This window comes from Flavobacterium sp. 270, from assembly GCF_004368785.1.
Lineage (GTDB): Bacteria > Bacteroidota > Bacteroidia > Flavobacteriales > Flavobacteriaceae > Flavobacterium.
Genome location: NZ_SODM01000001.1, coordinates 548,386 through 566,701, shown reverse-complemented (window position 1 = coordinate 566,701; position 18,316 = coordinate 548,386). Strand labels below are relative to the sequence as shown.

The following is an 18,316-nucleotide window of genomic DNA, read 5'->3' as shown; positions in this document are numbered from 1 at the left end:
ACCTTTATAAAATAAATTTATAATCATGACAATTCAACAACTAAAATATATCGTTGCATTAGACGAAGAACGCCATTTTGCAAAGGCTGCAGAGGTTTGTATGGTTTCACAGCCGGGACTGACTATTCAACTAAAAAATTTGGAGGAAGAAATCGGAATTAAAATTTTTGACAGAACAAAAGTGCCTTTAACGCCAACTCATCTTGGAAAAGAGATCATCAGCAGGGCAAAAAAGATTCTGCGCGAAACCAACGAAATACGGGATTTTGTCGTGAATGAAAAAAATGCGTTAAAAGGCGAATTGAAAGTTGGTGTAATTTCGACCTTATCTCCGTATCTGATTCCGTTGTTTATAAAAGTAATGAAAAAGATGACACCAGATGTTCATTTTATAATAAAAGAAGCCAATACAGGACAATTAATGCACGATGTAGAGTCAGGAGCGATTGATGTTGCCATAATGTCGACACCTACAGGAAGTAAAAATCTGATCGAACATCCGATTTTTCAAGAACCTTTTGTGGCCTATCTTAATAAAGAACATCCAATGGCAAAGGAAGATGTATACGAAATTCAGCCCGGAGACAAGCCAATGTTATTATTGCTTCAAAACGAATATTGTTATAATGCACAGCTTTTAGACATCTGCGGATTAAAAGCGCCCGGACCGATAAAAGATCAGTTTGCGTACGATATAAGTTCTATAGAAACCTTAAAAAACCTCGTTCGTGCCGAATTAGGATTTGCGATTATTCCGCAGCTTTCTATTTTAAATGAAAAAGAAACTGAACTTTTTAAACCTTTTAAAGATCCAAAACCTGTCCGCGAAATTAGTTTTGTGGTTTCTGATACTTTTTCGAAGAAATTATTGTTAGAAAAAATGAATCAGGCTATTTGGGATTGTCTTCCTGATTCTTTGAAAGAAAATTTCAGTTACAGAAAAATCAGATGGAATGATTCTCCTTATTTTGTAGATGCTGTAAGTAAGTTTTAATATACTTTAATTTAAAAGGCCACAGATTTAAAGGATTAAAAATGTTTTTTTGCCACGAATTACACGAATTGCACTAATTTAATTTGTGTTAATTTGTGTAATTCGTGGCAAAAAAAAAACAAACAGAAGAAAAAAAAATCTTTTAATCTGTGATCCCGATAACTATCGGGAGTGGCAGGAAAACAAATCACTTTGAGAACCTTTTCATTTTTTCTTTGTGAACTTTGCGGTCAAAATAAATAGACTTAATATCTTTATATTTCAATTAACCAACCCAACCCAATGATTGAAAATTTCCCATTTTATTTAGCACTCATCGTAGTCATTTTGTTTCTAATAATGCTGGCCAACAAAATAAAAGTAGCCTATCCTGTATTATTAGTTTTAGCCGGATTAGGGATTAGTTTTATTCCCGGAGTTCCCATTTTGCATATCGAACCCGAAATGCTTTTCATTATATTTTTGCCGCCATTATTGTACGAAGCTTCATGGACGATTTCGTGGAAAGAACTTTGGCGCTGGCGACGCATTATTGGTAGTTTTGCCTTTGTAGTGGTGTTTCTTACCGCGATGTCAGTAGCTTTCGCTGCGAATTATTTTATTCCTGGATTTTCATTGGCATTAGGATTTTTATTGGGCGGTATTATTTCGCCTCCAGATGCTGTAAGTGCCGGTGCGATTTTAAAATTTGTAAAAGTTCCCAAAAGACTTTCCTCTATTTTAGAAGGCGAGAGTTTGCTAAATGATGCTTCATCTTTAATTATTTTCCGTTTTGCAATGATCGCCGTTGCAACGGGACAATTTATTTGGTACAAAGCCGCACTAAGTTTCAGCTGGATGTTAATTGGCGGTGTCGGAATTGGTTTATTGATTGGATTAGTTTTCATGAAAGCGCATAAATATCTGCCGACAGATTCTAATATCGATATTGTTTTAACGCTTGTAGCGCCTTATTTAATGTATATCGGGGCAGAAGAAGTACACAGTTCTGGAGTTTTAGCAGTTGTAAGCGGTGGTTTATTTTTATCCTATAAAAGACATAGTTTTCTCGATAGTCGTTCGCGTTTACGAAGCCTAAACGTTTGGGAAAGCCTGTGTTTTGTTTTAAATGGAATCGTATTTCTCTTAATCGGATTGGATTTACCTGAAATTACAGAAGGTTTAGAAGGCGTGAGTATTTCGTCTGCAATAGGTTACGGCGTTTTGATTACAGGAGTTTTAATAGTTGCGCGAATTATTTCAGCCTACGGCGCAGTTGTAGTGACGCTGATTGCCCGTAATTTCATAAAAGTAGCCGACAGAAGACATCCTGGTTACAAAGTTCCTTTATTAATAGGTTGGTCGGGAATGCGAGGCGTAGTTTCGCTGGCGGCTGCATTATCTATTCCACTGCATTTGGATAACGGAAATCCTTTTCCACAGCGAAATTTAATTCTCTTTATAACCTTCGTCGTTATTCTGCTGACATTATTGATTCAGGGAATAACACTTCCGTATTTAATCAATAAAATTAACATGAAAGATCCGGATCAATTGATTCCCCAAGAAGAATTAGAAATCTTGATCCGCAGAGAATTAGCAGAAACAGCTTTAGATCATTTACATAATAATTACAGTGAATTGCTTCAAAAACAGCCCGCTCTGCAACAATTGGCCCGAAAATGGGAAGACAATAAGCAAATGGCAACTGATACCAATATGGCAGAAGAATGTAAAGCAGTGTATCTCGAAATTTTAAGCGAACAAAGAACCTGGCTCATCAACAGAAATAAAGAAGATACTTTACTGAATGAAGAAATCATCCGCAAGCAATTGCAGTATTTAGATTTGGAAGAGGAGAGACTAAGATATATTTAAGGTTTTTTTGTTTAAGGTTTTAAGTTTCAGGTTTCACGTTGTCAGGCTGAGCGGAGTCGAAGCCCACGCAAAGCATTGACACAAAGTAAAAACACACAGTTTGTCATTTCGACCGAAGGGAGAAATCACACTAGAAACTCGACAATCTTTGAGGACAAACTAGTGCGATTTCTCCCTCCGGTCGAAATGACAAGATTACGGAGTTTCTTGCGTCAACCTTGCAGGAATACAACCTTTACTATATCAATTCTTTCTAATAATCTCTTGTCTGTGCGCTTTTCCCCATTTAATCATTTCCTCGATTACAGGAGCGAATGATTTGCAATACGGCGTAGATTCGTATTTTACCTGAATTTCGGCGTCTCGGTCTTCCGTTCTTTTTACCATCATATTCAGTTCCATTTCTTTGAGTTCTCTCGAAAGCATACGCGTTGTAATGCCCGGAATACTGCGTTCGATTTCTCTAAAGCGATGATTTCCGTTGCAAATAGAATTTATTATGGGTAATTTCCATTTACCGCCCAAAACATGCAAAGTGTCCTGAAGCGCCTGAACTTCTTCTTTTTGATTTCTTTCCATCTTTCCAATTATTAATTTTGGTATACTCCATGATACTGGTTACAAAGTTATACCAATTTGGTTTTAAATTTGTCCAATAATTTAAAAATATTTAAAAAATGGAAAATTTAAAAGATAAAGTTGCCGTAATCACTGGCGGAAACAGCGGAATAGGTTTCGCAACAGCAAAAGAATTAAAAGAACAGGGCGCAACCGTAATTATTACTGGAAGAAGAAAAGAAGCAATAGAAAAAGCGGCTTTAGAATTGGGCGTAACCGGAATTGTTTCGGATCAATCTAAAATAGCTGACATTCAGGATTTGGCTTTAAAAGTAAAAACCGATTTCGGAAAAGTAGATATTCTTTTCATCAATGCAGGAATTGCCGGTTTAGGAACAATCGAAGAAACCTCAGAAGAATTATTTGACAATATTATGAATGTCAATTTCAAAGGCGCGTATTTTACTTTAAGTAAATTTATCCCGATTCTTAAAGACAATGCTTCTGTAGTATTTCTATCTTCGAATACGGCGAGTATACCGGGTCCGGGATCTTCGGTTTATTCTTCAAGTAAAACCGCTTTGAATTCGGTTATGAAATCGGCAGCTTTAGAATTAGCACCAAGAAAAATCAGAGTAAACTCCGTAAGCCCAGGCCCAACACAAACCGAAGTAATGAACAAAGTAGGTCTTGACTCCGAAACCGTTAAAACCATTATGGATGTTGTAGTCGAAAAAGTACCGCTAAAACAAATGGGAAGGGCAGAAGATGTGGCAAAAATGGTTTCTTATTTATCTAGTGAAAATGCAGGTTTTATTACTGGTGCTGATTTTATTATGGATGGTGGGATGGTTTTGGCTTGATTATTTTAGAATAGTTGTTGGTTAAAATCAAAAGGGCTTACATTTGTAAGCCCTTTTGATTTTAATCTTTTAAATGTGATAAAGAAAGAGAAAATATTTTAAAATTTATGGCGCATCATTTCATATAATGGGAAAAGTAGTTTAAAGATTTTAAGTGTTTCCTGTGGTAAATTATTTTCGGACATTCTATCATCTGTTATTTGAAAGTCTCTTCCAATTATAAAATATTTTTGGATGTCATCGTTTTTGCAAAATTCATGAAGTTCTTCAGGAGAATTAAATTTATTGCAAAATTCATCATTTCCACCTACTGAAATGAAATATTGATCGGGTAATGAATTTATCATTTCATGAAATTTATCTCTATAAACCTTATTTCGCATGCTGGTTTTGAAAAAATGACGATCAAATATACCGCCTTCATTTTCTTTAGCAAACAATAAATAAATTCCAATATTATTTAAATCAATTTTTAATTGTATTCTTGAATGATGTATAAAGGTTTGTTTTGCTTTTTGATCTTGACCAACTAGCTTTTGATATTCTTTGATTTCGTTATTGCTCTTACCATAACTTAACCACATTGCATTGATTTTTCGTGGCTTAGTTGGATCTATTTGCCTTGTCATAGAAATCAAATGATCTGCCATTGGATTAGGTTGTAAAATTTGAATACCGTAATCTTTAAAAGAGGGAAAAATTGAATTGTGCAAGGTAATACATCGATTTTTTGCTAACTCTCTTTCAAAGATCGCTTCTTTTGTATCGTTGAACCATAATTCACTTCTAAAAGCCCAATGATGTTCTTTTTTAAAATATCTGTCAGAGAAATTAATTTGCTCTAATGGATTATTTGCAGAGACGGGTCTTTTTAACTTAAGGCCTTTCTTTTTTTTCTTTAGTTCTTTTTCAAGTTCTGAAATTGAATAAAATTGTTCTTCATATGCTAAAATGTTATCTTCTGTTAATGGAAAAGATTCTTTATACAAAGTATTGAACCAATTTAAAATAGAAAGACAATCTTCTTTATTAGTTATTTTATAATTTAGTTCAATATTGTCCTCAAGCCCTCCATCAGTTAGATTTGAAGATCCTATGAAAGCTGTGTAATTATCATTTTTTTTAAATAGATAAACTTTTGGATGGAAATTGTACTTTGTTTTATAGATTGCCGATTCAAATAAATCTTTTTCAAGTTTTTCATGCATTTTACGCAATACTTGAGGATGAGTAGGAAGATCAATTCCAATTAAATAATTTTGTTTGCAATTTTTATTAATCGTTTCTTGAATATAATCATAAGTACTTTCTTTAACCAAAGCTACTGAGAACCATATTTCTTCAGTAGTTTTTAAAAGTTTATCGAAATTTAATTTTAAATCGGAAATAATCATTGTATTTTCGACTAGACTTAGTTCTACTTCCATATTAAGCTTTTAATATTTTATTATCTATATAATTGTTTATAGAAAATCAAGGTTTAACGACTATTTTAAGCAACTTTTCTGATACAAAATAAAGATTGTTTTTTGTTCTTGATATTGCGACATAAAGTTTATTTTTTGTAGCCGGAGCCAAATTTTGCAAATCATTTGATATGTATTTCTCATAAGTGTTATTATTTAAAACAACACAAACATCATAATAACGATCTTCACCTTTACAATCGCCCCAATTTTTTGAAAAACAATTATAATCATAATGTTTTTGATAGAATAGTTTTACTATTTTGTTGTTATTGAAAATGGATTTTATTTCAGAATTATCAGTAAGATTTATTATTACGCTAGAATCATTTCTATTAGATTCAATTGGGATTTTCAAATTATCGGAAATGTATTGGCAAATAGTAACATTACATCTCCAACTCTTTATTAGAGTTAAAGTATCAACATTTATACCTGATAAATTAAATTCTGTTTGATATTTTAAATAATCAGTATATAGATTTTTTTTTGTTGAACCGTCACGACTAGTGTCAAAAGTATGCTGATAAAAATCACCAACATAAATTAATTTAGCTCTTGTTTTTGCTATTGAAAGAATAAAATTAAAATCATTACTTGCAAAATCTTGAATTTCATCAATGAAGATATTATCTATATATTTATTAATTCGTTCTACAATATCATCTATTACATTGAAATCAATTAATAATTTGGAAATTCTAGAAAAAAACAATCTATTTGATTTATCTATGTAATGATCTCTTGTACCCTTTTTTGTATATTGACTAAGTTGTTGATTATAATTAATTCCATTTGTTTTGAATATATCATGGCAAAAGGGTTTGTAACAAAACGTATATAAAAAAGAAAAATAAGTATATAGTTTAATATTAGTTGGAAAATAGCCGAATTTTCTAATTATTCTGTCTTTTAAATTTTCAAAATTGCTCGTTGTATATGTAACTACAATAGAATTGTTTTTTTCATTGAGTTCATCAATTATTAATTTTGTTTTACCAGATCCTGCAACTGCAAATACTACTTTCTTATCCATGCTATTGCATCTTTAATGTAAGTTGGAACAACTATATCAGATGCCTTTTTATCTAATAATTCGTAGGCAACTTCTGCCTTGTTATTAAGCATATAATCCAATATTTCAAGTTTTCGCTTTGGAGTTTTAAATAAATTATCGCATAGATTTTTATTTAAATTATATAGACAAATTTCAAAAGTGGAATTAGCGTTATTTAAATCTGAGAAAATGGAAATATTCTGAAATTTTGTAAATTCTGAATAGTTATCAACACAATTTTCTTGATATTTTCCATCATTATCTCTTATAACGGCAGTTTTTATATTAAGTTTTTTTGCTATTTCTAAATATCTTTTAAAACTTGTACCATCTACAGATAAAATAGTTATATCAGAGTTGTGTAGCTCATCTTTACAACAATTTTTATATAGCGCTTCCATCAATATAAATTCAGCGTCACCTTCCACAAGTATCACTTTTTTTGAAAGTACAAAATCAAGTAGATTTTTATCAGGTGCCTTTATAAAAAATTTGGCTGTTGATTCATCAATATCCTTTAGTAAAATTGGAGAAGTGCTATTACTATTTAAAAGTATAGATTTTCTTAAATCTAATCTAGCACTTATAGAGTTACTATGAGTAGAAATAAAAATTTGTTTGTTATCTGCGGAACTAATGAGTTCAATCATTTTTTTCATGTTTAAATGACTGAGATGATTTTCTGGTTCTTCAAGCAAAACTAATTCAATCGCATTACTTCCTCTATTTAACGCGAATTTTGTTTTTATAAAGCATTGAATTCCTTTTCCCTTATTTTCAATATTTATTTTGTTTTCAGATAAAGCTAAATCAGTTTCTAAATTAGATTTTGAATTATTTCGTATTAGAAATTCATATCCATCTAATTTTGAATTCATATCGACTAATGTGTTTTTTCTAAAGTCATCTTTATGTTTTCTGTAATTATTGTGATGCTTGTTTTTTTCTAATGGACTTGAAATACTACTGTAAATATCTTTAACATATTCTCTAATTGCATATTCGCTATTCATTTGCGAATTGTCAATTACTAAATGCTTTAAATATTTTTTATATGACGAATAAGCGTCACCAGAGAAAGTATTAAAATTAATTGAGTAGAATTCAAAAGGGAATATTGCTTCAGGGTCTTTTAGAATTTCCTTTATTTCTTTACCTAATTTATCATTTGGATAACATTCAAATTTAAGGCCATCACAAGTTTTAATATCGGAGTTGTTTTTACCATTTAAGTCAGGTTCAAATTGGTCGCTTAAATATAATTCAACAAATAGCTTAGGTAAATTTTCATACTTTCTATCTGAATTAAGAAAGTCAGAGATAATTGTTGCATTAAATAAATTTTCTAAGCCTTTTGTTTCGACTTTATGCCTGCTTCCACTTAAGGTTATATCTATTGCTTCTAATAAAGAGCTTTTACCTGATTCATTGTCACCAACTATTATATTCAATTTTGGATCAAAGTAAACTTCAAAATTATTAAACCTTTTAAAATTTAATAGTTTAATTTTTAAAATATTATTCATTTATTTAATTTGATTTAAAATTTAATTTAGAACAAATATTAGTATTTAATATTCATTGTTTTTATGGAAATCCGTAATCCATAAATTTTATATTGAAAACAAGTGTAGCAATAATAAAAAAACAAATAACAAGTATTTATACGGTTTTTTGCAAAATACATCTTTTGATTTTATATGATCAAAAGTTTTTTGTTTTTTCAAAATACCAAAGAAAGCTTTTTTTTACTACCCAAAACCCCCAGTCCACTTCAACCCAAAATCTGTCCACTTCGGCTATTTTCTGATTTCGTAAGAACCATTGTCGAGATACTTTTGACCCAAGAAATTAAACAATTAATTAAAAGTCAAAAACAATGGAAACAAATATCAAAAACAAAAAAAGCCTTGTAAATACAATTGTAGCAGGAGCTTTTATGATGATTTCAGCTTTGGGATTTTCACAAAAAAATCAAATTAAAGACAATGCAGATACCTCAATTCGTCCGTATCACATTAGTATTTCAGAAGATGCTATTACGGAACTTCGCAATCGTGTAAACGCTACAAGATGGCCAGAAAAAGAAACCGTTACCGATCAATCTCAAGGAGTGAAATTGGCACAAATTCAGAATCTGGTAAAATATTGGGGAACCGATTACGACTGGCATAAAACAGAAGCAAAACTAAACGCACTGCCACAATTTGTAACTACAATAGACGGATTAGATATTCAGTTCATTCACATTAAATCTAAACATAAAAACGCTTTACCTTTAATCATCACTCACGGATGGCCGGGATCTTTCTTTGAATTGCTAAAAGTTATTGGCCCGCTTACAGATCCTACCGCTTACGGAGGAAAAGCAGAAGACGCTTTTGATCTTGTAATTCCGTCAATGCCAGGTTATGGATTTTCAGAAAAACCAACAACAACAGGCTGGGGGCCAGAAAAAATCGGTACAGCCTGGGATGTTTTAATGAAACGTCTGGGATACAAACAATATGTTTCGCAAGGAGGCGATTGGGGTTCTGTAATTGCAGATGCAATGGGACGCCAAGCTCCGGAAGGATTGTTAGGAATTCACGTAAATATGCCAGCAACAGTTCCGGCAGATGTTGCGACAGCTTTAAAAAACGGAGAACCGGCACCAGCGGGATTATCAGTTAAAGAAAACGCAGCGTTTAATTCGCTAAACAAATTATACACAAAAGGCGGTGGTTATGCCGGAATGATGGTTACACGCCCTCAGACTTTAGGTTACGGACTTACAGATTCTCCAGTTGGTTTGGCTTCCTTTTTCTTGGATAAATTCAATGAATGGACCTACAGCGGCGGAAACGCAGAAAAATCACTTACCAAAGACGAAATGTTGGATGATATCTCTTTGTATTGGTTTACCAACACAGCAAATTCTTCTGCTGAATTGTATTGGGAAAACAACACCAACAATTTTAATGTGGTAGAACAAAGAACAAGAGAAATTAAAGTTCCGGTTGCGGTAACCGTATTTCCGGGAGAAATTTACCAAGCGCCAAAAAGCTGGGCAGAAAGAGCATACAAAAACCTCAGTTATTTTAATGAAGTAAGCAAAGGCGGGCATTTTGCTTCTTGGGAAGAACCACAAATTTTTACAATCGAACTTCGTGCAGCTTTTAAAGGACTGAGAAAATAAGTTTTGGTTTCACGCAGATTTAAAATGATTTAAGCAGATTATATATTTTACTTTTAAAACTTATCTGCTAAATCTGCCGAAATCTCTTTAAATCTGCGTGAAAAACAAATCATTTAATCAGTGCATTATCGAACTTCGTACAGCTTTTAAAGGATTGAGAAAATAAGTTTTGGTTTCACGCAGATTTAAAAAGATTAAGCAGATTATATAGATTTTACTTTTAAAACTTATCTGCTGAATCTGCCGAAATCTTTTTGAATCTGCGTGAAAACAAATCCGTTAATCTGTAGCAAAAAAACACACTTTAACTTCTGTCCAGTTCAACCTCTACTTTGTCCATTTGAGCTATTTTCTGATTGTAAAACGATGACTCTCAGAATACCTTTGACAAAGAAATTAACCAATCCAATAACTATAAAAACAAAAATTATGAAAACGATACAAAATTTTAAAAACAGTATTTTAACTAAATTCGCTTTAATTGCAGTTCTTTTATTAAGCGTGAACTTTAGCAGCGCACAATCAGAAAGTCCGCTTGGAACATTAAAACAAATCAACGCTGGTTTGCTAAACGTAGGTTATACAGAAGCAGGTCCGGCAAACGGAAGTCCGGTGATTTTACTTCACGGATGGCCTTACGACATTCACAGTTACAATGAAGTAGTGCCAATTTTAGTAGCAAAAGGTTACAGAGTAATTACGCCTTATTTAAGAGGTTTTGGAACAACTCGTTTCTTATCAGACAAAACTTTTAGAAACGGACAACAAGCAGCGATTGCAAGTGATATTATCGATTTGATGGATGCACTTAAAATCAAAAAAGCTACAATTGGTGGTTTTGACTGGGGCGCAAGAACAGCAGTGGTTATGGCAGCACTTTGGCCAGAACGTCTAAACGGATTGGTTTCTGTAAGCGGTTATCTAGTTGTAAATCTTGAAGGAAACCAAAAACCATTGTCTCCACTTGCAGAAAACGGATGGTGGTACCAATATTACTTTGCTACAGAGCGTGGAAAAGCTGGATATGCGCAAAATACATACGAGTTCAACAAATTAATCTGGAAACTGGCTTCTCCAAAATGGAATTTCGATAAAGCAACTTACGATCAAACTGCGCAATCTTTTGAAAATCCAGATCAAGTAGCGATTGTGATTCACAATTACAGATGGCGTTTGTCTCTTGAAAAAGGAGAAACTAAATACGATGCTTTGGAGAAAAAATTAGATGCAAGACCTTCAATTGCTGTTCCAACTATAACAATTGCAAGTGATTTTGACGGCGCTTTCGCGGATGGAAAAGCATATGCAAACAAATTTACAGGAAAATACGAACACAGAATTTTAAAAGACATCGGACATAACGTTCCGCAAGAAGATCCGAAAGCATTTGCGCAAGCGATAATTGATGTGACTAACTTGAAATAAATTCCAAATTCCAAATTCCAAATTCCAATTGCAATAGCAATATCAATATCAAAAATCAATATCAAAAATCAATATCAAAAATCAATATCAATTTCAATCACAATTTTCAAATAATCTAAAATCTAAAATCAACAATCTAAAATTAATTACAACAATCTAAAATTTTAAAAACATGGAAACAAAAATCTTATACACAGGAAAAACACACACAACAGGTGGACGCGAAGGAGCTTCAGTAAGTTCTGATGATAACTTAAATGTAAAACTAACTATGCCGGGATCTACAAGACCGGGAACAAATCCAGAACAATTGTTTGCAGCTGGGTGGTCTGCATGTTTTATTGGCGCAATGGGAATCGCTGCCGGAAAAATGAACATTAAATTGCCTGCTGAAACTGCCGTAGATGCAGAAGTTGATTTGGCGGTAACTAACGGAGAATATTCGCTTCAGGCGAGATTAAACGTGAGTCTTCCAGGTTTGGATGTAGAAACTGCAAAAGCAATTACTGCAGAAGCACACAATACTTGTCCGTATTCTAAAGCAACAAAAGGAAATATTAATGTTGAAATTAATATTATCTAAATTTTTACCGAAAGCCTCTTCGAAAGAGGAGGCTTTTCATTAAATTCAGAAATCATGAAACAGAATAAAAAAATACGCATTTTCATTGCACTGCTTTTTTTAGCCGTAATGAATACTTTCGGACAAAATAATGCCAATAAAAAAGACTTGAAAGGTTTTGCCCTTTTAGAATTATATACTTCAGAAGGCTGTTCGAGTTGTCCGCCGGCAGATGAATTGATGGGGAAAATTCAAAGTGAATACAAAAACGGTTCTGTATACGTTTTGGCGTACCATGTAGACTATTGGGACAAACAAGGTTGGAAAGATATATTCAGCAAACCCGAATTTACGCAAAGACAATACGATTATGCCACTTTTTTAGGAAAAGAACCCATTTATACCCCGCAGCTAATTATCAACGGTAAAATCGATTATATCGCGTCGCAGGAAACAAGTGTTCGAAACGGAATTAAAAATGCGCTTGCTAAACCTGCAGCTTTAGATTTGAGTCTGGATGCAAAACAAGTTGGAAATAAGCTTTCGCTAAATTACAATATCGACGGAAATTTTAAAAACAGCCGTCTGCTAATTGCCGTTGTTCAGAAAGCAGCAAAAAGCAATGTGAAAAGAGGAGAGAACGCGCACCGCATTTTATCACATTATCAAATCGTACACAATTTACTGACTATCGATTTAAAAAGCGCAAAAGGATCGAATACAATTTCGTTACCGAAGAATTTTAATTTGCAGGATTTTGAAGTTATTGGTTTTGTTCAAAATCAAAATAACGGAGTAATTCTTGGAGCCGAAAAAGCAATTTTACAATAATTTTTCAGTCAAAATAAAACACAAAAAAAAGTCTCAAAAATTGAGGCTGTTTTGTGTTTAAAACCGATTGGTATTTGAACTGAAAATCTTTCTGGTATTTTATTAAAAATAGAAGGAGGAAAGTGAAATTTTTCAATCCATTTCGAATTCCTATTTTTAAGTTTTAATGCCATGATTTTTACTTTTAATTTTACAAAGTCAATTGGGTAAAATTGAGAAAAATTTCTTGTTTTAGGCAGATTTTAGGGCGTGACAGTATGTCAGTTTTATGTTTGTTGTAATATTTAATTAATTAATAACCAGTAATTTTAAAAATAATATATAAAGTCTTTATTTAATATTGATATTTTTATTTCTAATGAAGTAATAATCTGCTTTTTAGAACTGAAATAGTGTTAAAATATGCTATCTTTGGCAAAGCAAGATTAAAAAATATACCACATTATGGAAAAATTTCAGCGCTTTCAGGTTTCTCAAAAAGTCATTTGGGGAAGCTCAATTTCACTCGCAATTCTTGCCTCAATTCCCAAATTATTTGATGCCAATTCTACACCTTTTGACATTATAATAAACTCGTCGATTACACTCCTTTTTTCGATTTTTATCTGGTATTATAATATCTATAGTTTACCAAAATTTTCATCACAGCGCACCGGTAGAAGTCTCTTTAACGGAAAGCTTCTTTTGAGTGTTATTTTGGGAATTGCTATAATGGTAATTCTCGTAATTGCACACCAGGAAGTTTTTGAAATCGCGCATATGGATGCGCCAATAATGTTCGAATTGCGTGGAATTTTAATCAATTTGATTGTCTATATGTTTCTGCATTTGCTTTTTCAAAATTACCAGACACAGCAAATGAGTGTAGAACTAGAGCGTACACATGCCGTAAACCTTGGCGCGCAGTACGAATTATTAAAGCAACAGGTAAATCCGCATTTTTTGTTTAATAGTTTGAATACGCTAAAATCAATGGTCGATATTAATGATCCGCAGAGTTCTGATTTTATCTTAAAACTATCTGATTTTTATCGTTTTACATTAGAAAGCAGAAAAATGGATTTAATTTCGCTTAAAGAAGAACTGCAGATTTTAGATTCGTATGTTTATCTGCTTAAAGCGCGTTTTGAAGATGGTTTTGTATTGATAAACGAAATTGATACCAAACAGTATGAGTCTGCAATTCCGCCGTTTACCCTGCAATTGTTGATCGAAAACTGCATTAAACACAATGTTGTTTCTTTAGACAAACCGTTGAAAATTAACCTTTATACCGAAAATGATTTCTTAGTAATTGAAAATAAAATCCAGCTTAAAAGAGGTGTATTATCAACCGGCGTTGGTTTGGATAATATCAATCAGCGATTTATGCATTTGATTCACAAAGAAATAGAAATTGAAAAAGACGAAACCATTTTTAAAGTAAAAATACCACTGATTTATGACTATCATAATAATTGAGGACGAAATAAAAACCGCTAAAGCATTGGGACAGCTTATTTTAAGTATAAGACCTGATGCTCAAATCTTATCGTATATCCAGAGTATAGACGGCGCTGTGAGTTATCTTTTAGAAAACGATCAGCCCGATCTTATATTTATGGATATTCAGCTTGCAGACGGCCAGAGCTTTGAAATTTTTAAAAATGTTGAGGTTCTTTCTCCCGTAATATTTTGTACCGCTTTTGACGATTATGCTATTGAAGCTTTTAAATCTAACGGAATTGATTATGTGCTAAAACCATTCTCAAGAGAAAGCATTTCAAACGCTATTAAGAAGGCTGGAGAACTAAAAAACTTCTTTCAAAGAAATAAAAAACCAATGCCGGATTTTGATTATTTATTGACCAGAACTGGCGAAAATAAAGGCAAGAGCAGTTTTTTAGTTTTTAAAAACAATAAATATCAAACGGTATTAACGGAAAATATTGCTTATTTTTTTATTAAAAATGAAACCCCAACTATTATGACTTTTGATAAGATTGAATATCAGATTACGCAGTCATTAGATGAGGTTCATAAGCTTTTGTCGCCTATTCAGTTCTTTAGAATTAACAGACAGCATTTAGTGAATTTTTCGGCTGTAAGAGAAGCCGAGCATTATTTTTCGCGTAAAATATTAGTTAAACTAACCGTTCCGACTGAAGAGAAATTATTAATCGGAAAAGAAAAAACAACAGCTTTTTTAAGCTGGTTAGAAAACCGATAAATACTTAACGCATCAAAGTTGCGGTAAAATAAAGTTTTGTTTTAGAGCCACAAATCAACTCCTGGAAACATAAAACAACTCAAAAAGAAAAGAGCTGATAATATAAAGCAGATAATTAAGATTATTTTTTTCATTTTAATTAAAGTTTAAAGTAAACAAATTGCCTAAGATAAAACCTTAGGCAATTTTGTTTTATTAAAGTATTAGTTTGCTGTTGTCGGGCTGTAAGTTGCAGTATATAATTTTCTAAACATTGCATAGGTAACGCTTACCATAATAAATGCAATAATGGCATCTATTGTCGCCGCAAAATTGAGCACGGCAAGTTTAGAAAAGAAAGCAAAAGTGATATCAAAAAATACACCTGCAAATACCCATTCTTTTAAGCGAAGCAATTTGTTCGGAATTAATAAAGTAATTACTCCGGCTAATTTAAATACGCCAAGAATGTAAATAAAATGTGCAGGATAACCCAATTGTTGTGTGATTGCCCAAACTAATGGATTTGTAGTCAATTCGAAAAAACCGCTCGCTCCGAACCATAAAGAAGTTAATACGATTCCTGTCCAATAAATAATTTTTGTTGTTCTAGTGTTCATGATTATATGATTTTAAGTTATTTAACGGTACAAATCTGCGTTTTAAGCGCTAAATAACAAATCAGAATAATGTTGAACCGGACAAATTGAATTTTGAACTGGACAGTTACTGCGTTGGATTTTTTTTAAACGCAAAGTTCGCAAAGCGATATCAATAATTGCTTTGCGAACTTTGCGGTTAAAAAATACTTTGAAATTAATTTATCGAATTAACTTCCCTGTTTCTAGAATCAATTCCTGCATCAGCTCAGCTGCACTGTGATGTTTTAGGTTGGCATTGTTTTGACCAGACCAAAAGCTTATCATATCCGTTCTTCCTTGCGCAAGAGCGGCTACTTTTAGCGGTGCAATTAATCTCGTCTGCAACGGAAAAGGCAGGACTTCAGTCTCAAAAGGTACAGCATCAGAAATTTTGTTGCTTACCATTCTGCCCATTCTTCCTGTAAGCGATTTAGAGATTGTAGTAGTGTTAGAAGCATCAGAAAAAATCATTTGCTTGTGTGTTGGTGTTGCTCCAGATTCGTTAGTAACCATAAATGCAGTTCCTATTTGTACGGCTTCGGCGCCTAAAATCATTGCTGCACCAATTCCTTTTGCATCGGTAATACCTCCGGCTGCAATAATCGGCGTTTTTGTTTTGGCTTTTATCTGTTGTATCAGTGTAAATAATCCTGTAAAAGAATCTTGTGCAGGTTTTAAAAACGACGCTCTGTGTCCGCCAGCTTCAAATCCAGAAGCAACAATAGCATCAACCTGAGCTTCTTCAAGTGCAAGTGCTTCATCTAAAGTTGTAGCTGCACCAACAGTTTTAATACCTAATCTTCGGCTTTCTGCTAAAATTTCTTTAGACGGAATTCCGAAAATAAAGCTGAAAACAGCGGGTTTAACTTCAAATAAAACTTCAACTTGTTTCTCAAATTTAGAAGGAATATCAGTAGAAAGTTCTGGTAACGGAATCCCTAATTCATCAAAATAAGGTTTAAAAAGCAGCTTGATTTTCTCTAGTTTTTCCGGAGAATAGTTTATCAGGCTTTTATCAACATCATTAACCCATAAATTAATATTATAAGGTTTAGAAGTGGCCAGTTTTATGGCTTTGTCTGTTTCCAGAATTTCTTCGGGAGTCAGCGTATAGGCGCCAAAACTACCCAATCCGCCGGCGTTGCTTACGGTTGCCAATAGTTCTGGAGTAGAAAATCCAACGCCCATCGGACCTTGTAAAATTGGATATTCTATGCCAAGTAATTGTGTTATTTTAGTTGAATTCCACATCACTTTATTGTTTTACGTTTGTTAGTAATTTATTCACTACAACCCATTTGCCATCAACAATAACGAGGCTTAACTGATCGTAATAATTATATTCAAAAATCGGAACCTGCACTTTTGCAATTGCCGTATTATTGATAATTTCTAAAGATATAATTTTCATTCTAAATTCATCACCAAGTTCATGCGGACTTTTACGATTTTTTACACCATCCAGATATTGATCTACGGTTTTAAAATAAGGTTGTCCGTTGATATCGCCGGCAACTATCGCCTGCGGATGAAAAACGGTTTTCAGGGTCGTCACGTCGCCATTATAAATTCCGTTGAAGTAATTCATAAGAACGGCGGTAATCAGGGCTGCATTTGTTGTGAAATTTTCCATGACGCTTTTTTTTATTTTAGATTGTTGATTTTAGATTTTAGATTGCAGAGATGTTGAGTTTTTATTAAATACGCTGATGGTTTTTAATCTCGCAAAGACGCGAAGTCGCAAAGTTTTTTAAGTATAAATATCGTTTAATTATACTTTAAGTATATTGTAAATAGACTATAGGTTTATTAATATGATAATAAAGAACTTTGCGACTTTGCGTCTTTGCGAGAGATTTTATAGATGAGCTTAACTCTTAAACTTATTAAATACTATGACCAGCAACGTGTCCACCATCTAAATTAATGATTTCTCCGGTTACAAAGTTACTTTCAGCAAGATATAAAGCCAATTGCGCTACATCGCTGGTTTCTCCAATACGTTTTAGCAAATGTAAACCTGCTAAACTATCGGCGTTATCAACTCCGGTTTTTGCTTGAAGCGGACTTCTGATAATACCAGGAGCAATTGCATTTACGCGAATGTTATTTTTTCCGAATTCAGTTGCCAATTGTCTTGTAAGTGCGTGAATACCACCTTTACTAGAAATTGGAGCAGTTGCAGGAAACCCGTCAATCGCGTGATCTACTAATACAGTTCCAATATTGATGATTGATCCTTCGCCTTGTTTAAGCATTTGTTTTATAGCGGCCTGACTTGTAAAAAAAGTTCCTTTTAGGTTGATGTTTAAAAACAGGTCTAAATCTTTTTCTTCTACATCTAAGAAAGATTTTGGTTCAAAAATTCCGGCATTGTTTACCAATACATCTGCACTTCCAAAACGTTCTACAGCAGTTTCTATTAATTTTTTTCCTGTTGAAATTAAACTGATATCGCCATGTACCATTGCTAATTGGTTATGGTGTCCCAATTCGTTATATGTATTTTCAAGGTTGCTTAAATTGGCAGAATTGATTACTACATTATACCCTTTTTCTAAAAATAACTCAGTTATTGATTTTCCTATTCCGGTAGAAGCACCGGTTACTATTATTGTTTTCATTTTTATATTTTTTATTTGATAGTTTTTTAGAGCTGTAACTTTGTCAAAGTTTCAAACTTTGACAAAGTTTAG

17 protein-coding genes are annotated in these 18,316 nt (G+C 32.9%); 9 read left to right on the top strand and 8 right to left on the bottom strand.

Annotation, left to right across the window (positions count from 1 at the left end; all coding sequences use genetic code 11):
* The first annotated feature begins 25 nt into the window (after window positions 1–25).
* Together EV144_RS02445 and EV144_RS02440 are read left to right on the top strand one after the other, a co-directional pair.
* Window positions 26–994: a hydrogen peroxide-inducible genes activator gene (locus tag EV144_RS02445; protein WP_134145835.1), complete on the top strand. Its 969-nt coding sequence runs from the start codon at window positions 26–28 to the stop codon at window positions 992–994.
* A 282-nt stretch (window positions 995–1,276) separates the two neighbouring features.
* Window positions 1,277–2,851 (top strand): Na+/H+ antiporter, encoded by a 1,575-nt coding sequence (locus EV144_RS02440; RefSeq protein WP_134145833.1) that lies wholly within the window; start codon window positions 1,277–1,279, stop codon window positions 2,849–2,851.
* Window positions 2,852–3,094: 243 nt separating this feature from the next.
* Here the strand turns inward: EV144_RS02440 and EV144_RS02435 are convergent, their stop codons facing one another.
* Entirely contained in the window at window positions 3,095–3,430 is a 336-nt protein-coding gene (locus EV144_RS02435; protein ID WP_134145831.1) for a winged helix-turn-helix transcriptional regulator, read from the bottom strand.
* Between the two features lie 98 nt (window positions 3,431–3,528).
* Here EV144_RS02435 and EV144_RS02430 point away from each other — a divergent pair, with 98 nt between their 5' ends.
* Entirely contained in the window at window positions 3,529–4,272 is a 744-nt protein-coding gene (locus EV144_RS02430) for an SDR family oxidoreductase (protein ID WP_134145829.1), read from the top strand.
* A gap of 98 nt (window positions 4,273–4,370) precedes the next feature.
* On the opposite strand, the gene EV144_RS02425 is transcribed toward EV144_RS02430, so the two are convergent.
* From EV144_RS02425 to EV144_RS02415, 3 genes are read right to left on the bottom strand one after another with little or no spacing between them, the layout of a single operon-like run.
* Window positions 4,371–5,699 (bottom strand): phospholipase D-like domain-containing protein, encoded by a 1,329-nt coding sequence (locus EV144_RS02425; RefSeq protein WP_134145827.1) that lies wholly within the window; start codon window positions 5,697–5,699, stop codon window positions 4,371–4,373.
* 46 nt (window positions 5,700–5,745) lie between these two features.
* Window positions 5,746–6,774, bottom strand: coding sequence for an AAA family ATPase (locus EV144_RS02420; RefSeq protein ID WP_134145825.1), 1,029 nt, complete (start codon window positions 6,772–6,774; stop codon window positions 5,746–5,748).
* The gene (locus tag EV144_RS02415) at window positions 6,759–8,321 is read right to left on the bottom strand and encodes an ATP-dependent nuclease (RefSeq protein WP_134145823.1); all 1,563 of its coding nucleotides are present in this window, start codon (window positions 8,319–8,321) and stop codon (window positions 6,759–6,761) included. The genes EV144_RS02420 and EV144_RS02415 overlap by 16 nt, the downstream gene beginning before the upstream one ends.
* 353 nt (window positions 8,322–8,674) lie before the next feature.
* Here EV144_RS02415 and EV144_RS02410 point away from each other — a divergent pair, with 353 nt between their 5' ends.
* The 6 genes from EV144_RS02410 (at window position 8,675) to EV144_RS02385 (ending at window position 15,000) form a co-directional block, all read left to right on the top strand.
* Window positions 8,675–9,973: an epoxide hydrolase family protein gene (locus EV144_RS02410; RefSeq protein WP_134145821.1), complete on the top strand. Its 1,299-nt coding sequence runs from the start codon at window positions 8,675–8,677 to the stop codon at window positions 9,971–9,973.
* Window positions 9,974–10,402: 429 nt separating this feature from the next.
* Complete coding sequence (locus tag EV144_RS02405) at window positions 10,403–11,398, top strand: alpha/beta fold hydrolase (RefSeq protein WP_134145820.1); 996 nt, start codon at window positions 10,403–10,405, stop codon at window positions 11,396–11,398.
* A 172-nt stretch (window positions 11,399–11,570) separates the two neighbouring features.
* Window positions 11,571–11,981 (top strand): organic hydroperoxide resistance protein, encoded by a 411-nt coding sequence (locus tag EV144_RS02400; RefSeq protein WP_134145818.1) that lies wholly within the window; start codon window positions 11,571–11,573, stop codon window positions 11,979–11,981.
* Between the two features lie 54 nt (window positions 11,982–12,035).
* The gene (locus EV144_RS02395; RefSeq protein ID WP_134145816.1) at window positions 12,036–12,791 is read left to right on the top strand and encodes a DUF1223 domain-containing protein; all 756 of its coding nucleotides are present in this window, start codon (window positions 12,036–12,038) and stop codon (window positions 12,789–12,791) included.
* Between the two features lie 444 nt (window positions 12,792–13,235).
* On the top strand, window positions 13,236–14,252 hold the full coding sequence (locus EV144_RS02390) for a sensor histidine kinase (RefSeq protein ID WP_134145814.1): 1,017 nt from the start codon (window positions 13,236–13,238) through the stop codon (window positions 14,250–14,252).
* Complete coding sequence (locus EV144_RS02385; protein WP_134145812.1) at window positions 14,233–15,000, top strand: LytR/AlgR family response regulator transcription factor; 768 nt, start codon at window positions 14,233–14,235, stop codon at window positions 14,998–15,000. The genes EV144_RS02390 and EV144_RS02385 overlap by 20 nt, the downstream gene beginning before the upstream one ends.
* Before the next feature lie 203 nt (window positions 15,001–15,203).
* On the opposite strand, the gene EV144_RS02380 is transcribed toward EV144_RS02385, so the two are convergent.
* From EV144_RS02380 to EV144_RS02365, 4 genes are all read right to left on the bottom strand, one after another.
* Entirely contained in the window at window positions 15,204–15,599 is a 396-nt protein-coding gene (locus tag EV144_RS02380) for a DoxX family protein (protein WP_134145810.1), read from the bottom strand.
* A gap of 201 nt (window positions 15,600–15,800) precedes the next feature.
* A complete protein-coding gene (locus EV144_RS02375) occupies window positions 15,801–16,871 on the bottom strand; it encodes an NAD(P)H-dependent flavin oxidoreductase (protein ID WP_134145808.1) in 1,071 nt (356 codons plus the stop codon).
* 4 nt (window positions 16,872–16,875) lie between these two features.
* A complete protein-coding gene (locus EV144_RS02370; protein ID WP_134145806.1) occupies window positions 16,876–17,253 on the bottom strand; it encodes a nuclear transport factor 2 family protein in 378 nt (125 codons plus the stop codon).
* 253 nt (window positions 17,254–17,506) lie between these two features.
* Window positions 17,507–18,244 (bottom strand): SDR family NAD(P)-dependent oxidoreductase, encoded by a 738-nt coding sequence (locus EV144_RS02365; RefSeq protein ID WP_134145804.1) that lies wholly within the window; start codon window positions 18,242–18,244, stop codon window positions 17,507–17,509.
* Window positions 18,245–18,316 lie beyond the last annotated feature (72 nt).